Consider the following 14818-nt stretch of genomic DNA (forward strand, 5'->3'; position numbering starts at 1 on the left):
TTTACCGGCAAAAAATATGTCTTACGGTTGAGAACGTACCAAAAATGACCCCGTAAGCCCTAAGACACCAAACACGAATGGGTTATGGCTGCAACGAAACGTTCTTCCCGCGCCGCAACGTCGGCCGGGTACCACCCCCGCACGCCCGCTACGGGCACCTCCCACGTGAATGTGGGCCCGGCGGAGCGGGTGGTTTCGGCCCTGGCCGGGGCGGCGCTGGCCTACGCGGGCGCGCAGCGCAAATCGAAGGCGGGCGGAGTGGCGCTGGCCGCGCTGGGCACCAGCCTGGCCCTGCGGGGCGCCACGGGGGTTTGCCCGGTCAACGGCCTGTTCGGGCGCAACTCGGCGACTAGGCAGCCCGCGCCCATCGAAATCAAGGAAACCTTCACCGTGTACCGGGACCTCAGCCAGGTGTACGGCTACTGGCGGCGGTTCGAAAACCTGCCGACCTTCATGGAGCACCTCGAAAGCGTGGAGGAGCTGGATGAGCGCCGCTCGCACTGGGTGGCGCGGATTCCCGGCGGCCTGGGCACGGTAGCCTGGGATTCGGAAATCACGCGAGACGAGCCCAATCGGCTGATTGCCTACCAGTCGCTGCCCGGCTCCCAGGTCGACCAGTCGGGGGAGGTGCGGTTTCGGCAGGCCGAGGGCAACAAGGGCACGGAGCTGCAGGTCGTTCTGCACTACCGGGCGCCGCTCGGGAAGCTGGGCAAGGGCGTGGCCAAGCTGCTGAACCCGGCCCTGGCCGAGCTGATTCGCAGCGACATCCGCCGCTTCAAGATGATGATGGAAACCGGCGAAGTGCCGACCATCGAAGGCCAGCCCTCGGGCCGCGGGCACGACCAAGGTTAGGTCGCTCCGCGTCATATCGTCACCCCATTCAACCCCTTCCGACTATGAAAGCACTCTGCTGGGTAGGCACCAACAAACTAAGCGTGGAGCGAATCCCCGACCCGGAAATCCTGAACCCGCACGACGCCATTGTCCGGGTGGGCCTCTCGTCGGTCTGCGGCTCCGACCTGCACCTGCTCGACGGCTACGTGCCCACCATGCGCGAGGGCGACGTCATCGGCCACGAGTTTATGGGCGAAGTGGTGGAAGTCGGCCCCGCGCTGAAAAAGATGAAGCGCGGCGACCGGGTGGTCGTCGGGTCGGTGGTGGCCTGCGGCGGCTGCTGGTTCTGCGACACGGGCCAGTACTCGCTCTGCGACAACGGCAACGCCCACGCCGCCGTGGCCGAAAAGGCGCTGGGCTATCCGCCGGCCGGGATTTTTGGCTACTCCCACGCCTTCGGCGGCTACTCCGGCTCCCACGCGCAGTACATTCGGGTGCCCTTCGCCGAAACCGGCAGCTTTATCATTCCCGACGGCGTGCGCGACGAAAGCGCCCTGTTCTGCTCCGATGCCTTTCCCACCGGCTTCATGGCGGCGGATATGTGCGGCATCGAGCCCGGCGACATCGTGGCCGTGTGGGGGGCCGGCGGCGTGGGGCAAATGGCCATGCAATCGGCCTACCTGCTCGGCGCCTCCCGCGTTATTGCCATCGACCGGTTTCCCGAGCGCCTCGCCCTGGCCCGCCAGCACGCCCGCGCCGAAACGCTCAACTACGAGGAGGTGGACGTGCTGGAAGCGCTGAAGGAAATGACCGGGGGCCGCGGCCCCGACCGCTGCATCGACGCCGTGGGCATGGAGGCCCACACCCCGGGCGCCGAGCACTACTACGACCTGGTGAAGCAGCAGCTCCGCATTGAAACCGACCGGCCCGCCGTGCTGCGCCAGGCCATCATGGCCTGCCGCAAAGGGGGCACGCTCAGCATCGTGGGCGTCTACGGCGGCCTGATCGACAAATTCCCGATGGGCGTGGCCATGAACAAGGGCCTGACCTTCCGCATGGGCCAGATGCACGCCCAGAAATACATTCCGCGCTTGCTCGATTACGTGCAGGCCGGCGCCGTCGACCCGGCGTACATGCTCACCCACCGCTGGCCCCTGGAGCGCGGCCCCGAGGGCTACGACATGTTCAAGCACAAAACCGACAAGTGCGTCCGCGTGGCGTTTCAGCCCTGAGGGTTGTTTGCTCCAACGAAAAAGGGAAGCTGGTTAGCTTCCCTTTTTCGTTGGAGCCGCTTACGTAAGGCGACGTAGTCAGCACGGATGTAGTATCGACTAGGGTGCGTGAACAGTGAGCAAAAAAGGCCGTCATGCTGAGCTTGCCGAAGCATCTCTACCGCTTCGTTGAATCGTTGCAGACGAAGCGGTAGAGATGCTTCGACAAGCTCAGCATGACGTTCTATATCGTCGCTGGGTGCTGATTTTGGCACTGGCCACACAAGCCTGGTAGAACGTCAGCAAACACAGCAGAAGCGGCGTTTTTCACCGGCAACTTGCCGGGCCGCCCTTACGCTGCGGGCTGCGCGGCTTTGCGCAGGCGCAGGGCCGACAACAGAAAGTAAAACGCCCCGAACGCGGCGTAGCCGGCCAGGTTGGCGACGCCCATCTTCGGGTCATGGGCCATGACGATGAACGAGACGCCCGCCAGCACCGACTGCCCCCCGCTCAGGATCATCGGCCACTGCCCGCCCAGCTGCCGGCGCCGCCGCAGCCCGAGCAGCAGCTGAATCAGCCCGGTTAGCGCGGCCCAGGCGCCGTACACGAGGAGCACGGCCGGCACGCCACTGCGCAGCGCCAGGCCCACACCTAGGGTAGTGAGGCCGCCCACGACGATGTTTACGTACTGCGGCAGCAGTGAGCCAGCGCCCCGATTGGCCCGGATATCGGCGACAGTAGCCAGCACGTCCCAGGCGGGGTAAAGCAAGAGTAAGGTGGTCGTAAGCGCGGGCGAAGACGGGGCCAGCAGCAGCAGTAGGCTAGCCCACACCAAAGAAAAAGCGGCGCGCACGAAGTACAGGGTGCGCAGGGCCTGGCTCGTACGAGCGGGAGCCGGCGCGGTAGAAACGGAAGTAACGGGCATGGCGGTTGAGGGAGATAATGGGGAAAATGGTGAGAAACCGGGCTATCGACTGCCAGGTAAGCAGCCGGGTAGCCGGGGCTGGTTGATGGGCAAAGGTGCCGCCCGCAGGCAGCCCTATTTTTCACCTAGGTTAAAAAGCGCAGCCTGGCCCCCGGCTTGGGAATTATTTCCCAGCCGCTTTGCCGTCCTACTCCAGGCCGTCATGCTCCATCTGGCGTCCGCTTGCCGAAGCATCTCTCCCGCAGTGCTATTCAACTCTTGCAACGAAGCGGTAGAGATGCTTCGGCTGCGCGTTGTCGCCGCTTGATGCGCGGAATGCTCAGCATGACGTTCTTTTTGCATGACGGTCGTTTTACTTGACGCTCTTTCCCGTTGCTTTCCCCCTACCCCAGGCCGAGCGCCGGCTCTAGCCGCCGGAATGCAGTGGTTTCGCGGGCGCCTTCTCTTCCGGTTTGTATGATTTCTCCCGACGCTTCGGCCCTGGCCTTGCTCACCCAGCAGCTGCGCACCTTTGCCCACCTCTCCGACGATGACCTGCGCCTGGCTATGCCGAGCTGGACAACCCGCACCATCCTCAAAAACGAGTTTTTCAACTACCGCAACGCCGTGTGCCGCTCGGTGGGCTTCATCGTCAAGGGCCTGTTCCGGGTGTACTACGTCGACCCGGCGATGCAGACCGAGCACACCATTGCCTTCGTGCCAGAGGGCGCCTTTATCACCTCGCTCAAAAGCCTGCTCACCCAGGAAGCCTGCCCCTACTACATCGCGGCCCTGGAAGACGCGGAGCTGCTGGTCATCGGCATCGAGCAGCTGCACCGGCTCTACGCCCAGGCCCACGGCTGGGAGCGGTTTGGCCGCCTGCTGGCCGAGCAGTACCTGGTGCTGCAGCAGGCCAAGGGCGAAGGGCTGCTCTTCCAAAGCGCCGAGCAGCGCTACCTGACATTGTTACAGCAGTTCCCCGGCATCACGCAGCGGGTGTCGCTGGGCCACATTGCGTCGTACCTGGGCATTCAGCAACCCTCCCTCAGTCGTATCCGCGCGAAACTGGGGAAGCAGGGGCTTGGGTAGCGGCTGCGAGCTTTTTACTGAATTAGGTACCAGAACGAACAACGCCGCCGGAGCGGGGCTCGGGCGGCGTTGGTGTCAGCTTATTGACGATGCTGCAATTTGCTCGATACATCTGCTTTTGTTATCATGAAACTTCTGGTATTAAATTTAGCTTATAAACTCCATGTGTTAATATTTCCAAATAAACAGCAGAAATCCAATTAACAAATTTATCGTTCAATCCCGCAAAGAACAATTCCCCATCAAAATTATAATTACTAATATTTCCAACCCTATCAGATTGAAAATGAAAATATCGATTCCTAAGATTTATCATGAAATCAAACATATTTTCATACGCAATCGATATAACACTACCATTATCCCTAAATGGAAATTCAGAACACAAAGATTTTATAATTTTATATTTATTTTTATCAAAAAGACTTGAACCAGCATAAGTATCTAGCTTTGTAAACATCGCCAATGTTGATTTTTCAAAATAGGCTTTTAGGAATTCCTGAAAGAACTTTAATTGACCCTGATCTTTATCTGTAAAAAAACCTTTAAAAGTATCATAAGAAGCATAATACCTATTAGATTTTGAGAAGAATGACAACGGAAAGCTATATGATATATATTCCAAAGCTCGGTATAGATTTAAAAATGCAGCAACATGATTTTCCTTACTTTTGTTCAAGAAAAACCAAGTAAACTCAACAATGAGCTCCTTGTACATATTTTCATTCATTCTATTAACCAAAAAATATCTATGCAGATCCAATAAACCAAATTCATTATCTATCCAGTCAATAACCGGATCTTCTTGATTAGTTGAAGTAAATTCCTCAGATAATTTTGAATAATTTATTTTTTGCTCAAATGAAATATCACTATTTTCATGGTTTACATAAACTTGCCCTAAAATTAATCTAAATAACAACGATTCGTACGATGGCTTTGCATCAAATCTTAAAGAATCTGGGTAAGAGGATAATATTTCATCATTCAACCTATCCACATAGGTAAAGCCATTGAATAGATATTGCCCCATGACATTTACACATAAAGCATAGACACACTGGACAACTGCTCACGCAATTCAAGCGTACTCATTTCTTTAAACGCAGCGTATTTCAATATAAAATGATTAACAGTCAATCTACGCAAGTGACCAAGCTTAATTTTCGAAATATCAAAACCTTCAAAAGCTTCTTCAAACTTCTTGATATTATTTTTAAAATCATCAACAGCTTCCCCTTCAATCGCATCAAATGACTTACTTATACCTGAACAAAAACCAATCATATTATTAGTTTGCTTGAACCATTTCAACAAATACTCATCAGAAGACAAATTATTAATAACAGTTATTACGTTTTTAAATCCATACTTTTCTTGAGTAACACTCGACTCAATAATTTTTTCAGCGAGAAGTTCATCAAGCTTAGACTCAATCAGTTTTTGATTGTCTATATTAATAGACCCACTTAAGTAAGAAATGTATCCTTTGATAACATCATCCTGGTTAAAAGAACCATTTACTCGCTTCTTACTTCTTTGTTTTTCTGATTGAACACCAACACCAACGTCATTAAAATCAAAAATATTATGTGCCAATACTTCAATCTGATGTCTAGCAGACATTGGCTTTTGACCGTTATTCAGAGTAATCATTCTATAGAGCAGCCTATCTTCTGAATCAGAAATAAGAAAATTAAAATATATTTTAAAATCTTTAATCCCGTCTTCGTAAGCTCTATGAAGCGTATTCAATCTTTGAATCCCGTCCAGGATATATATAGAATCTGACTTTTCACTTAAAAGCCGCGTTATTTGCTCATTATTCATACTCTTTATCTCCTCGATATCATCAACAACTAAAGCCACAGTAATTGGTGGCATAATACAACCCTGCTTTATATCTCTTTCCAATTTTTTATAAAACTTTTCATCTATTGCTTTCCGCTGTGCATAATACCTGTCAATTTGCGGAAAAAATTTTTCCACCGCATAGTCATAAGTTGTCTTCCCACTTGAAAAAACACTTTTCACTACACTATCAAATTCCTTATCAAAGAGAACAACTGCCATATGCTTTTTGTGTGGTTTATGTTGTGAAAATAGGGTTGTTGCAAAATTACTCCCGCCCCGGAATCTTCACCCCGCGCTCCTCGGCTACCTGCTGGGCCAGCTCGTAGCCCGCGTCGGCGTGGCGGAAGACGCCCATGCCGGGGTCGGTGGTGAGCACGCGGCGCAGGCGCTCGGCTTTTTCGGGGGTGCCGGTGGCCACGATGACCATGCCGGAGTGCGTGCTGTTGCCGATGCCCACGCCGCCGCCGTTGTGCAGGCTCACCCAGTCGGCGCCAGAGGCGGTGTTAGCCAGGGCGTTGAGCAGGGGCCAGTCGGCCACGGCGTCGGAGCCGTCCTTCATGCCCTCGGTTTCGCGGTTGGGCGAGGCCACGGAGCCGCAGTCGAGGTGGTCCCGGCCGATGACGATGGGGGCCGATACTTCGCCGCGGGCCACCAGGTCGTTGATGACCAAGCCGAACTTTTCCCGCTCGCCGTAGCCCAGCCAGCACACGCGGGCGGGCAGGCCGATGAAGGGCACCTTGGCCTGGGCCTTCTCGATCCAGCGGGCCAGCATCTTGTTGTCGGGGAAGGTTTCGAGCAGGGCCCGGTCGATGCGCAGGATGTCCTGGGGGTCGCCGCTGAGGGCCGCCCAGCGGAAGGGGCCTTTGCCCTCGCAGAAAAGCGGGCGGATGTAGCCGGGCACGAAGCCGGGGTAGAGGAACTGCCCGTTCTCGTCGCGCACTTGCAGCCCGCCTTTTTCGGCCTGCCCGCGCAGGTTGTTGCCGTAGTCGAGGGCCACGGCGCCGGCCGCCTGCATATCAATTACGGCCTGGCAATGCTTCACGATGGAAGCCAGGGCCTGGCGCTTGAACTCCTCGGGGTTTTCGGCCCGCAGCGTCAGCACCTCGTGAATGTCGCCTTCGGGGATGTAGTCCATCAGGTCGTGGGCCGAGGTCTGGTCGGTGACAATATCAACCTTGAAGCCCCGCTTCAGCAACTTGGGTAGCACGGTGGCCGCATTGCCCGTCAGGCCCACCGACCAGCCGATGCCGTCCTCTTTGGAGTGCTGGCAGATTTCGAGGGCGTGGTCCAGGTCGCGGGCCTGGGCGTCGAGGTAGCCTTCCCGCACTTTCTGCTTCACCCGCTCGTCGATGGGCTCGATAACCAGGCACACGCCGTCGTTCATGGTCACGGCCAGGGGCTGGGCCCCACTCATGCCGCCCAGGCCGGCCGTGACGGTGATGGTGCCGCGCAAGGTGCCCCCAAAGTGCTTGTCGGCCACGGCGGCGAAGGTTTCGTAAGTGCCCTGCAGGATGCCCTGGGTAGCAATGTAAATCCAGGAGCCGGCCGTCATCTGCCCGTACATCATCAGGCCCAGCTTGTCGAGCTCGTCGAAGTATTCCTGGGTGCTCCAGGCGGGTACGAGGTTGGAGTTGGCAATGAGCACCCGCGGGGCGTGGGGCCAGGTGCGCAGCACGCCCACGGCCTTGCCGCTCTGCACCAGCATGGTTTCGTCGGGCTCCAGATTTTTCAGGGTCCTGACGATGGTCTGGTACTCTTTCCAGTTGCGGGCGGCGCGGCCGGCGCCCCCGTACACAATCAGCTCGTCGTAGACCAGGCTCACGGCCGGATCGAGGTTGTTTTCGAGCATGCGCAGGGCCGCTTCCGCTTCCCAGGTTTTGCAGCGCAGGGTGGTGCCGTGCTGGGCTTTGATGGGTTGCTCGGGCTTGAACTCGTAGTACATCGGGCGCTTGCCCGGGGCCGGTTTGGTGGGCGTAGCCGCCGTTTTATCGGATTGGCTGGTGGCTTCCAGATTGAGTTCGGGCGTGTCGGTAGCGGCGGGGACGGCAGCGTGGTCAGACATGGGTGGAAAGGCTTCTTAAGGAAATGGGTGGAACGGCGAATATAGGGTTTTCAGCGCGGGACAACGCAGTTTTCAGCCTGATGGCGCGGCCGCCCGCAGAGCCTTGCCTCCTTCCTGCTTGCTATTTGCCGGCCCCGCTGCACCTGGCTGGTTGGCAGCACAGGTTCTTGCTTAAGACAAGCTCAACATTAGAATAGTCTTAATCACCCGGCTTACGGATGAGCTTAATCATATATTATCAAAATAATTTCATAAAACCAGGTTACCTATCCCGCATCCGCAGTATAAATCCCTCGACAACTCCCTGGGAGTCGTCAGCCAACTCCATTACACCTTACCAAACACGTTCCTTTATCATGAAAAAGACTCTGTTTCTTGCCCTGGCTGCGGCCTCGTTTACTTTCGCCTCTTGCGGCGGCAACCAGGAAGGCAGCGCCGGCGGCTCGACCAGCGGCGCCGCTACTGAAGGCACCGGTGCTGAGTCGGATGCCGCCAGCTCCGACGCCGGCGCTAACGCCGACGCTACCATGAGCACCGACACGACCATGAGCGGCGGCGCGGGTGGTACCACGGCGGGCACCGGCACCGGCACGACATCGGGCGGCAGCACCTCGGGCAGCACCGGTGGCACCACCGACGCTTCTACTACCGGTGGCAGCACGGCCGGCGGCACTACGGCGGGCACCACCGCTGGTGGCAGCACGGCCGGCAGCACCGCTGGTACCACGGGCGGCACTACCGGCAGCCACTAAGCCAGCTTATCTAGGCGAAAAAAGCTCCCTGCCGAATAGCAGGGAGCTTTTATGTTTATACAGACCAGCTGAGGCCTACCGATTCGGCTTGCTTTTCAGGTGCTTCAAGGCGGCTTCCAGCACGGGATTCCGGCCGTTGCCAGGGCCGGGCTTCTACCTGGGTCCGCTGGACCGAGTAGGAATGTATACGGCCAGCAGGGCCAGCAAGACCAACTGTTTCGTTCAAGACCGGATTAAGGCAAAACAGGAGCGGATGCCGGCTTTGGGGCGTTCGATATAGAGACGATACCACAAAAGCCGCATGGCGGCTTACCTGGCGCCCCGCTTTAGCACTAGTTCCTTCTGGGCTGTTACAACCTTATAGGCGGAAGTATGCGTACTCCTCTTTCCGTCCAACCAATTCGCTGACTCTATGAAACAAGTAGCTCCTGGTGTACACCAGCTCACAATTCAACGCTTTGTGAACCTGTATTTCGTCGAAACCGGCCGCTCCGGGGAATGGGTGCTGGTTGATACGGGCCTGCCGGGCGCGGCCAAAGACATCATAGCTGCGGCCAACAAGCTGTTTTATCCTGGCACGCATCCGGAAGCTATTATCCTGACCCACGGCCACATGGACCACGCCGGCAATGCCCGCGAACTGGCCGAGCACTGGAAGGTGCCGGTGCTGGCCCACCCGCTGGAGCTGCCCTTCCTGACGGGCAAAGCCGTGTACCCGCCCGCCGACCCCACGGTGGAAAAAGGCGGCACGCTGGCGTTTGTTTCCCGGTTTTTTCCGCCCCAGTCGTTCCAGCTCAGCGACCTTGTGCAGGCCCTGCCCACCGCCGATACCGACCCGCCCTTCCTGCCCGACTGGCAGCTGCTGCACGTGCCGGGCCACGCTCCGGGCCAGATTGCCCTGTTCCGGGAAAAAGACCGCACCCTGCTCGGCGCCGACGCCTTTGCCACCGCCAACCACGAGTCGGTGCCGGCGCTGCTGCTGCAGGTGCCCTGCATCAGCGTGGCCGGGGCGCCCTTCAATTACAACTGGCAGCAGGTGCGCGAATCGGTGGAGAAACTGGCGGCGCTGCGGCCCGAAGCCATTGGCTGCGGCCACGGCCCCGTGATTCAGGGCGCCGAAGCGGCCGAAGGACTAAGTGCCCTGGCCCGCAACTTCCCCATGCCCACGCGTGGCCGCTACGTGCTCGAGCCGGCCCGCATCGACGAAACCGGCGTGCAGTTTGTGCCCCCCGCCGCCGTCGACACGCTGCCGACCAAGCTGGCCGTCATTGGGGCGGGCGTGGGCCTCACCATTACCGCCGCGGCCCTGTTTGCGGCCAAGAAAAAGAATAACAGAAAGGCGGGCCGCAAAAAGCAAGCCGGCACCTACACCTACGAAAGTGGCTTTGAGAGCAACTACGACGACTACCAGACCGGCTACGGCGTGCAGGAAGATGGCCGGGTAGTAGGCCCCGGGCCCAGCCGCCCCGAATGGCGCAAGGGCGGCGTCGGCGACTAACGGAGCCTCCCTGCTGCTAAACATCCGCCTTCTACCTGAGCTATGAAACACGCAAAGGCCGCCCGAGCAACTGCCCGGGCGGCCTTTTGACTTGCATTGACCTGGGACCCGCTTACAGTTGGGTCAGCTTGACGTCACCTTTGGTCGTGACGGCTTTTAGTGGGGCCCCGCCCTGGCCCAGGGTGGCGGCTACTACTTTCTGCAGGGTTTCGGAGTTGGTTACTGGCAGCTTGCCCGCACTCACGCTGCCCACCGTGGTAGCCGCGTACACCTTGGCCGAATAGGCTTTGGGCAGGTCCCAGGTGATGCTACCGTTGGTAGTTTCCACGTCGAGCCCCTCGCCCACCCACTTCGGGCCGGCCAGCTTGATTTTCACGCCCCCGTTTACGGTGCGCCCCTTCACGCTGCCGCCCATGTTCACGAGCGAAATGCCGCCGTTGGCCGCCGCAAACGTGACAGCGCCCTGCAGGTCGCTCAGGTTGATACCCCCGTTGAGGGTGCGCAGCGTCAGGGTCATGGTGCGGGGCACAAATACCTCGTAGCTCACGGCCCAGCCCTGCTCGCCCGGCTCCGTGCTTTCGGCGCGCAGGGTGTAGTCCTTGGCCTTGATGGATACGCTTTTACCCAGTTTCTGGGCTTCCGCCTCGTTTTTGCCCCATGCCAGAATCTTGGCCCGCACCCGCACCTGGTTGCCGTCCCAGCCCTTGACCGTGATGCCACCGTTGGCGCCCCCGTCGATGGTAATACCCTGGTCGGCGGGAGCGGGCAGGATTTTGTCGCGGGTTTCGCAGTAGCGCTTGCTGCTACTGCTGGTAAAGGTGCCGTCGCCGCAGGTAAAGGTGAAGGCTGGCACGGCCTGGGCGCGGGCAGCAACGGTAGCCAAGCTGAGCAGCAGACCTAGAAGGAGGGTTTTCATGTAGAATAAGGCGGGCGAAAGAGGAATGCGGGACTGGCCGCTTGGCCCCATAAGTGCAAATGCCGCGGAATAGTTGCCGGCCGAGCTGATTTGCGTCAAGCGCATAAAAAAAGCAGCGCCAACGGATGCTGACGCTGCTTTTTCCTACTCCAACGGAAGAGCTATTCCTGATTCACCTTGATACCGCCGTTGGTCGTAACGGCCTTTACCGAGGCGCCCCCCTGACCCAGATTGGCCGCAATTTCCTTATGCATCATTCCCGACTTGGTGATAGGCAGGTTGTCGGCTTTGATGGAGCCGATGGTGGTGCTGGTGTAGAGCTTGGCCGAGTAGTTTTTGGGCACGTCCCAGGTAATGCCGCCGTTGGTCGTGGCCACGTCGAGCCCCTCGCCTACCCACTTCGGGCCGGCCAGCTTGATATGCAAACCGCCGTTTACGGTATGGCCTTTCACTTGGCCAGCCACGTTGGTGAGGTTGACCCCGCCATTCACGGCCGCAAACTTCACCGTGGACTCGAGGTTACTCAGGTTGATACCGCCGTTGACAGTGCTCAGGGCCAGGGCCGTTTTGCGGGGCACAAATACCTCGTAGCTCACCGCCCAGCCCTGCTCCGACTGGCTCGGCCCCTTGGCCTCCAGCGTGTTACCCTTGCCGCTGATGGTCACTTTTTTGGCGAGGCCACTGGCATCCGTGTCCGACTTGGACCAGGTGGAAATCCGGGCCCGTACCCGCACCTCGTTGCCATCCCAGCCCTTGACGGTGATGCCGCCGTTGGCCCCGCCGTCGATGGTGAGCGTGGCCGTGCCGGGGCTGGGCATCGTCAGGTCGCGGGTTTCGCAGTAACGCTTGTTGCTGGTGGGGCTGCTGTAGGTGCTGCCCTCGTTGCAGGTCGTGGTGAAGGCGGGAGCCGTTTGGGCCGCAGCGGCAAAGGAAGCCAGGGTCAGCAGTAGGAAGGCGGCGGAGAATGTTTTCATGACGTAAAAAAGTTGAGCGTAGAAGCAGAAGATACAGGGCCGCCGGGCGGCTAAGTGGTAGAAGCTATTTGTGGAGCAACCGTTGCCTGGCGGCGTAGAAAGGCAGCACGTATAGCTCCTGCTGGGTTTACTCAGCGCGGCGCACCGAAATGCCCCCGTTGGTGGTCACGGCCTTGACGGGTGCACCGCCCTGGCCCAGATTCACCGCTATTTCACGCCCGATTTTGCCTTTCACCGACGTGCCAAAGTCGGTATCGACCGAGCCGTGCTGGGTGCTGCTGATAAACTGGGCCGAGTAGTCGGCGGGCAGCTTCCAGGAAATGCCTCCGTTCTGGGTGGCCACGTCGAGGCCTTTGCCCTCCCACTTCTTGCCGGCCAGCGTGATGTGCAGGCCCCCATTCTGGGTACGGCCCCGCACGTCGCCGCCCGAGCCGCTGATATTCACGCCGCCGTTCTGGGCCTCAAACGTAACCGGGCCCCGCACGTCCTGCAGGCTAATGCCGCCGTTGTGGGTTTTCAGAGCCAACGCCATTTTCTCGGGCACAAAGACCTCGTAGCTTACCGCCCAGTCGTTTTCCCCGTCCGGAGCCGTGGCCTGCAGCATATTGTTAGCGGTGCTGATCTGAATACCGGCGGCCTGGGCTTTGGCCGCGGCCTCATCGTTGCCCCAGGTCTGGACCCGGGCCCGCACCCGCACATCCTTGCCCGCCCAGCTCTTCACCGAGATGCCCCCGTTGCGCTGCCCGTCGATGGTCAGCGCCCCCGATTTGGGAGCGGCTAGTACCAAGTCGCGGGTTTCGCAGTGGCGCTGCCGGTCGTTGTGGGTATACTGGCCGTATTCACAGCTGGAAGTGAAAACCGGGGCGGTTTGGGCGTGCGCCACAACAGCCGTAATGCAGAGCAGGGAGGCGGTAAGCAGATTTTTCATGGGACGGAGGTTGGTTGGATAGTGATTTTTCAAAGGGACGCGGACTAAGCGTTAACCGCTGCACAACCAACGAAAAATTTCGTAGTTAAACACGAAGTTTTTCGTACTTATTTTCACCACCACCCATCTACCTAAGCCAAACCATTGACTGTCAGCAAAAACTATCCACCCAGGCTTTTTACTACCCCGGTCAGAAAGGCGGTGATAATTGTAGCGCCTAATCGGGCGGTCTGGTTGTCGTGGTCGAAGACGGGGTTTAGCTCCACAACTTCAAATAAGCGCACCGCTTCGTGCCGGCCGGCCAGAAAAGCTGCTTCCACGGCCTGGCGGGGCGTAAACCCATCGGCACTCGGCGCCGATACGGCCGGGGCGTAGGCCTCTGCACACCCGTCGATATCGAAGCTCACAAACCCGGTGCTGCCCACCCGGTGCAGGGCCCGTTCCATAAACAGGGGCATACCGCTCTGCTGCACGTGGGCCAGGGGCACAATGGTGGCCTGCTGCTGGTGCAGAAAGTCGATATCTTCTTTGGTATTAAGATTGGAATGCAGCCCCAGCTCGGTGAAGCGCGAACCCGCCACCACCTGCTGGCGCAACAGCTTGCCGAAAGGCGTGCCGCTGCTAATCAGGTCGGGCTTGTCTTTCACGTCGGCGTGGGCGTCGAGGTTGATGCCGCCCACGGGCTGGCCGCCGCTAGCGTCGGAAAGGCCGCGCACGGTGCTGTAGGAACCGTCGTGGCTGCCGCCGAGCACCACTACCCGGGGGTATTGGCCCAGCAGCTCGCCCAGGCGGCGGCGAATAGTGGCGTGATTGGTGGCGTGGTCGGGGTGGAGCAGGCTCAGGTTGCCGGCGTCGGCAATGCGCAGATCCGAGAGGTCCACGTTGTGCTCCAGGTTGTAGGTTTTGTGGTAGCGGCGCAGCTCCCGGCGCAGGGCGTCCGGGGCGTGGATGGCGCCGGGGCGGCCACCCTCGAGCACGGTACCAAAATCCAGGGGCAGGCCCACCAGACACACCTCGGCTTCGGGCAGTTCGGCGGCGGGGCGAATTAACTCACGCAGAAAGGTGGGCATAGTAGCAGCGAATGGACGGAAAACGCCGGAAATGTAGCCCGAAGTTTGGCAAATACCCGCTGGCTGGGGGTTTCACAGGTTGGCACGCCGGGCGGCGGCTTCGTACCTTGCCGTATGCTAACCCGTGTTTTTCTTTTGTGCGCCGCGCTGCTACTGTTCCGTACTACGGTAGTTGACGCCCAACAGCCAGCCCCAGCCAAAACCAAGGCCCCCACGCTGTCGGCCTCGTTTTTTACTTCCTACACCTACCTCTCCTACTCCATCGTTGACCAGGGCACCAGCGCCCGGCCCATGGAAGCCAAAGGCGTAGGCGGTACGCTCACCCTGCACCCCGACGGCACCTACCAGAAACGGCTGCAGCTTTCGGGCAACGGCGGCACGATGAACTTCAGCCAGGACGGCCGCTTCACTTTTTCGGGCGACCAAATCATCTTCCGCTACACCGACAGCAAAGGCCAGGCCCGCACCGACCAGGGCTCGTTCCGCTTCCAGCCCAAGGCTCGCACCCTGACGCTGACGCTCGTGGGCTACCCGGCCGGCAACAAAGGCATCTACACGCTGCGGGCGGACTGAGCTACCTGTGAAGGCGGAAAACAGCCGCCAGGGCTTTGTCCTGCTTTTCTGCTACGCGTGACAATTGCTCCCCGCCGCCCTTTCTGCTAACTTGCGCGCCCTTTCTGGGCCCAGGCCCACCCAAAAAACTCACCAAATCACCATTTCACAATT

Annotated in this window: 14 protein-coding genes; 6 read left to right on the plus strand and 8 right to left on the minus strand. The window is 58.8% G+C overall.

Going from position 1 to position 14818, the window contains the following annotated elements; all coding sequences use genetic code 11:
• Nucleotides 1-84: 84 nt before the first annotated feature.
• The gene (locus tag E5K02_RS07185; protein ID WP_135393466.1) at nucleotides 85-852 is read left to right on the plus strand and encodes an SRPBCC family protein; all 768 of its coding nucleotides are present in this window, start codon (nucleotides 85-87) and stop codon (nucleotides 850-852) included.
• A 44-nt stretch (nucleotides 853-896) separates the two neighbouring features.
• A complete protein-coding gene (locus E5K02_RS07190) occupies nucleotides 897-2066 on the plus strand; it encodes a zinc-dependent alcohol dehydrogenase (protein WP_135393468.1) in 1170 nt (389 codons plus the stop codon).
• 331 nt (nucleotides 2067-2397) lie between these two features.
• On the opposite strand, the gene E5K02_RS07195 is transcribed toward E5K02_RS07190, so the two are convergent.
• A complete protein-coding gene (locus E5K02_RS07195) occupies nucleotides 2398-2970 on the minus strand; it encodes a hypothetical protein (RefSeq protein ID WP_135393470.1) in 573 nt (190 codons plus the stop codon).
• Between the two features lie 456 nt (nucleotides 2971-3426).
• Between E5K02_RS07195 and E5K02_RS07200 the strand changes: the two genes are divergently transcribed.
• Nucleotides 3427-4038 (plus strand): Crp/Fnr family transcriptional regulator, encoded by a 612-nt coding sequence (locus E5K02_RS07200; RefSeq protein ID WP_135393472.1) that lies wholly within the window; start codon nucleotides 3427-3429, stop codon nucleotides 4036-4038.
• A gap of 124 nt (nucleotides 4039-4162) precedes the next feature.
• Here the strand turns inward: E5K02_RS07200 and E5K02_RS07205 are convergent, their stop codons facing one another.
• Genes E5K02_RS07205 through hutU form a run of 3 tightly spaced genes read right to left on the minus strand, consistent with a single transcriptional unit; the run spans nucleotide 4163 to nucleotide 7954 of the window.
• The gene (locus E5K02_RS07205; protein ID WP_135393474.1) at nucleotides 4163-5071 is read right to left on the minus strand and encodes a hypothetical protein; all 909 of its coding nucleotides are present in this window, start codon (nucleotides 5069-5071) and stop codon (nucleotides 4163-4165) included.
• A 5-nt stretch (nucleotides 5072-5076) separates the two neighbouring features.
• Entirely contained in the window at nucleotides 5077-6111 is a 1035-nt protein-coding gene (locus tag E5K02_RS07210) for a hypothetical protein (protein WP_135393476.1), read from the minus strand.
• A 46-nt stretch (nucleotides 6112-6157) separates the two neighbouring features.
• Entirely contained in the window at nucleotides 6158-7954 is a 1797-nt protein-coding gene (hutU, locus tag E5K02_RS07215) for a urocanate hydratase (protein WP_135393478.1), read from the minus strand.
• Between the two features lie 356 nt (nucleotides 7955-8310).
• On the opposite strand from hutU, the gene E5K02_RS07220 reads away from it, so the two are divergent.
• Together E5K02_RS07220 and E5K02_RS07225 are read left to right on the plus strand one after the other, a co-directional pair.
• Nucleotides 8311-8706, plus strand: a complete 396-nt coding sequence (locus E5K02_RS07220; protein ID WP_135393480.1) for a hypothetical protein — start codon at nucleotides 8311-8313, stop codon at nucleotides 8704-8706.
• A 412-nt stretch (nucleotides 8707-9118) separates the two neighbouring features.
• Nucleotides 9119-10204: an MBL fold metallo-hydrolase gene (locus E5K02_RS07225; protein WP_135393482.1), complete on the plus strand. Its 1086-nt coding sequence runs from the start codon at nucleotides 9119-9121 to the stop codon at nucleotides 10202-10204.
• A 112-nt stretch (nucleotides 10205-10316) separates the two neighbouring features.
• Here the strand turns inward: E5K02_RS07225 and E5K02_RS07230 are convergent, their stop codons facing one another.
• From E5K02_RS07230 to E5K02_RS07245, 4 genes are all read right to left on the minus strand, one after another.
• Nucleotides 10317-11120, minus strand: a complete 804-nt coding sequence (locus E5K02_RS07230) for a DUF4097 family beta strand repeat-containing protein (protein ID WP_167856312.1) — start codon at nucleotides 11118-11120, stop codon at nucleotides 10317-10319.
• A gap of 161 nt (nucleotides 11121-11281) precedes the next feature.
• A complete protein-coding gene (locus E5K02_RS07235; protein ID WP_135393486.1) occupies nucleotides 11282-12094 on the minus strand; it encodes a DUF4097 family beta strand repeat-containing protein in 813 nt (270 codons plus the stop codon).
• A gap of 127 nt (nucleotides 12095-12221) precedes the next feature.
• On the minus strand, nucleotides 12222-13022 hold the full coding sequence (locus E5K02_RS07240) for a DUF4097 family beta strand repeat-containing protein (protein ID WP_135393488.1): 801 nt from the start codon (nucleotides 13020-13022) through the stop codon (nucleotides 12222-12224).
• A gap of 161 nt (nucleotides 13023-13183) precedes the next feature.
• A complete protein-coding gene (locus E5K02_RS07245; RefSeq protein WP_135393490.1) occupies nucleotides 13184-14092 on the minus strand; it encodes an arginase family protein in 909 nt (302 codons plus the stop codon).
• A 114-nt stretch (nucleotides 14093-14206) separates the two neighbouring features.
• Here E5K02_RS07245 and E5K02_RS07250 point away from each other — a divergent pair, with 114 nt between their 5' ends.
• The gene (locus tag E5K02_RS07250; protein WP_135393492.1) at nucleotides 14207-14665 is read left to right on the plus strand and encodes a copper resistance protein NlpE N-terminal domain-containing protein; all 459 of its coding nucleotides are present in this window, start codon (nucleotides 14207-14209) and stop codon (nucleotides 14663-14665) included.
• Nucleotides 14666-14818 lie beyond the last annotated feature (153 nt).

Origin of the sequence: Hymenobacter metallicola, assembly GCF_004745645.1 — a bacterium.
Lineage (GTDB): Bacteria > Bacteroidota > Bacteroidia > Cytophagales > Hymenobacteraceae > Hymenobacter > Hymenobacter metallicola.

Excerpts from the sequence above, each read along its gene's own strand:
- E5K02_RS07185 (WP_135393466.1), top strand. The coding sequence starts at position 85 with ATGGCTGCAACGAAACGTTCTTCCCGCGCCGCAACGTCGGCCGGGTAC.
- E5K02_RS07190 (WP_135393468.1), top strand. The coding sequence starts at position 897 with ATGAAAGCACTCTGCTGGGTAGGCACCAACAAACTAAGCGTGGAGCGA.
- E5K02_RS07195 (WP_135393470.1), bottom strand. The coding sequence starts at position 2,970 with ATGCCCGTTACTTCCGTTTCTACCGCGCCGGCTCCCGCTCGTACGAGC.
- E5K02_RS07200 (WP_135393472.1), top strand. The coding sequence starts at position 3,427 with ATGATTTCTCCCGACGCTTCGGCCCTGGCCTTGCTCACCCAGCAGCTG.
- E5K02_RS07205 (WP_135393474.1), bottom strand. The coding sequence starts at position 5,071 with ATGGGGCAATATCTATTCAATGGCTTTACCTATGTGGATAGGTTGAAT.
- E5K02_RS07210 (WP_135393476.1), bottom strand. The coding sequence starts at position 6,111 with ATGGCAGTTGTTCTCTTTGATAAGGAATTTGATAGTGTAGTGAAAAGT.
- hutU (WP_135393478.1), bottom strand. The coding sequence starts at position 7,954 with ATGTCTGACCACGCTGCCGTCCCCGCCGCTACCGACACGCCCGAACTC.
- E5K02_RS07220 (WP_135393480.1), top strand. The coding sequence starts at position 8,311 with ATGAAAAAGACTCTGTTTCTTGCCCTGGCTGCGGCCTCGTTTACTTTC.
- E5K02_RS07225 (WP_135393482.1), top strand. The coding sequence starts at position 9,119 with ATGAAACAAGTAGCTCCTGGTGTACACCAGCTCACAATTCAACGCTTT.
- E5K02_RS07230 (WP_167856312.1), bottom strand. The coding sequence starts at position 11,120 with ATGAAAACCCTCCTTCTAGGTCTGCTGCTCAGCTTGGCTACCGTTGCT.
- E5K02_RS07235 (WP_135393486.1), bottom strand. The coding sequence starts at position 12,094 with ATGAAAACATTCTCCGCCGCCTTCCTACTGCTGACCCTGGCTTCCTTT.
- E5K02_RS07240 (WP_135393488.1), bottom strand. The coding sequence starts at position 13,022 with ATGAAAAATCTGCTTACCGCCTCCCTGCTCTGCATTACGGCTGTTGTG.
- E5K02_RS07245 (WP_135393490.1), bottom strand. The coding sequence starts at position 14,092 with ATGCCCACCTTTCTGCGTGAGTTAATTCGCCCCGCCGCCGAACTGCCC.
- E5K02_RS07250 (WP_135393492.1), top strand. The coding sequence starts at position 14,207 with ATGCTAACCCGTGTTTTTCTTTTGTGCGCCGCGCTGCTACTGTTCCGT.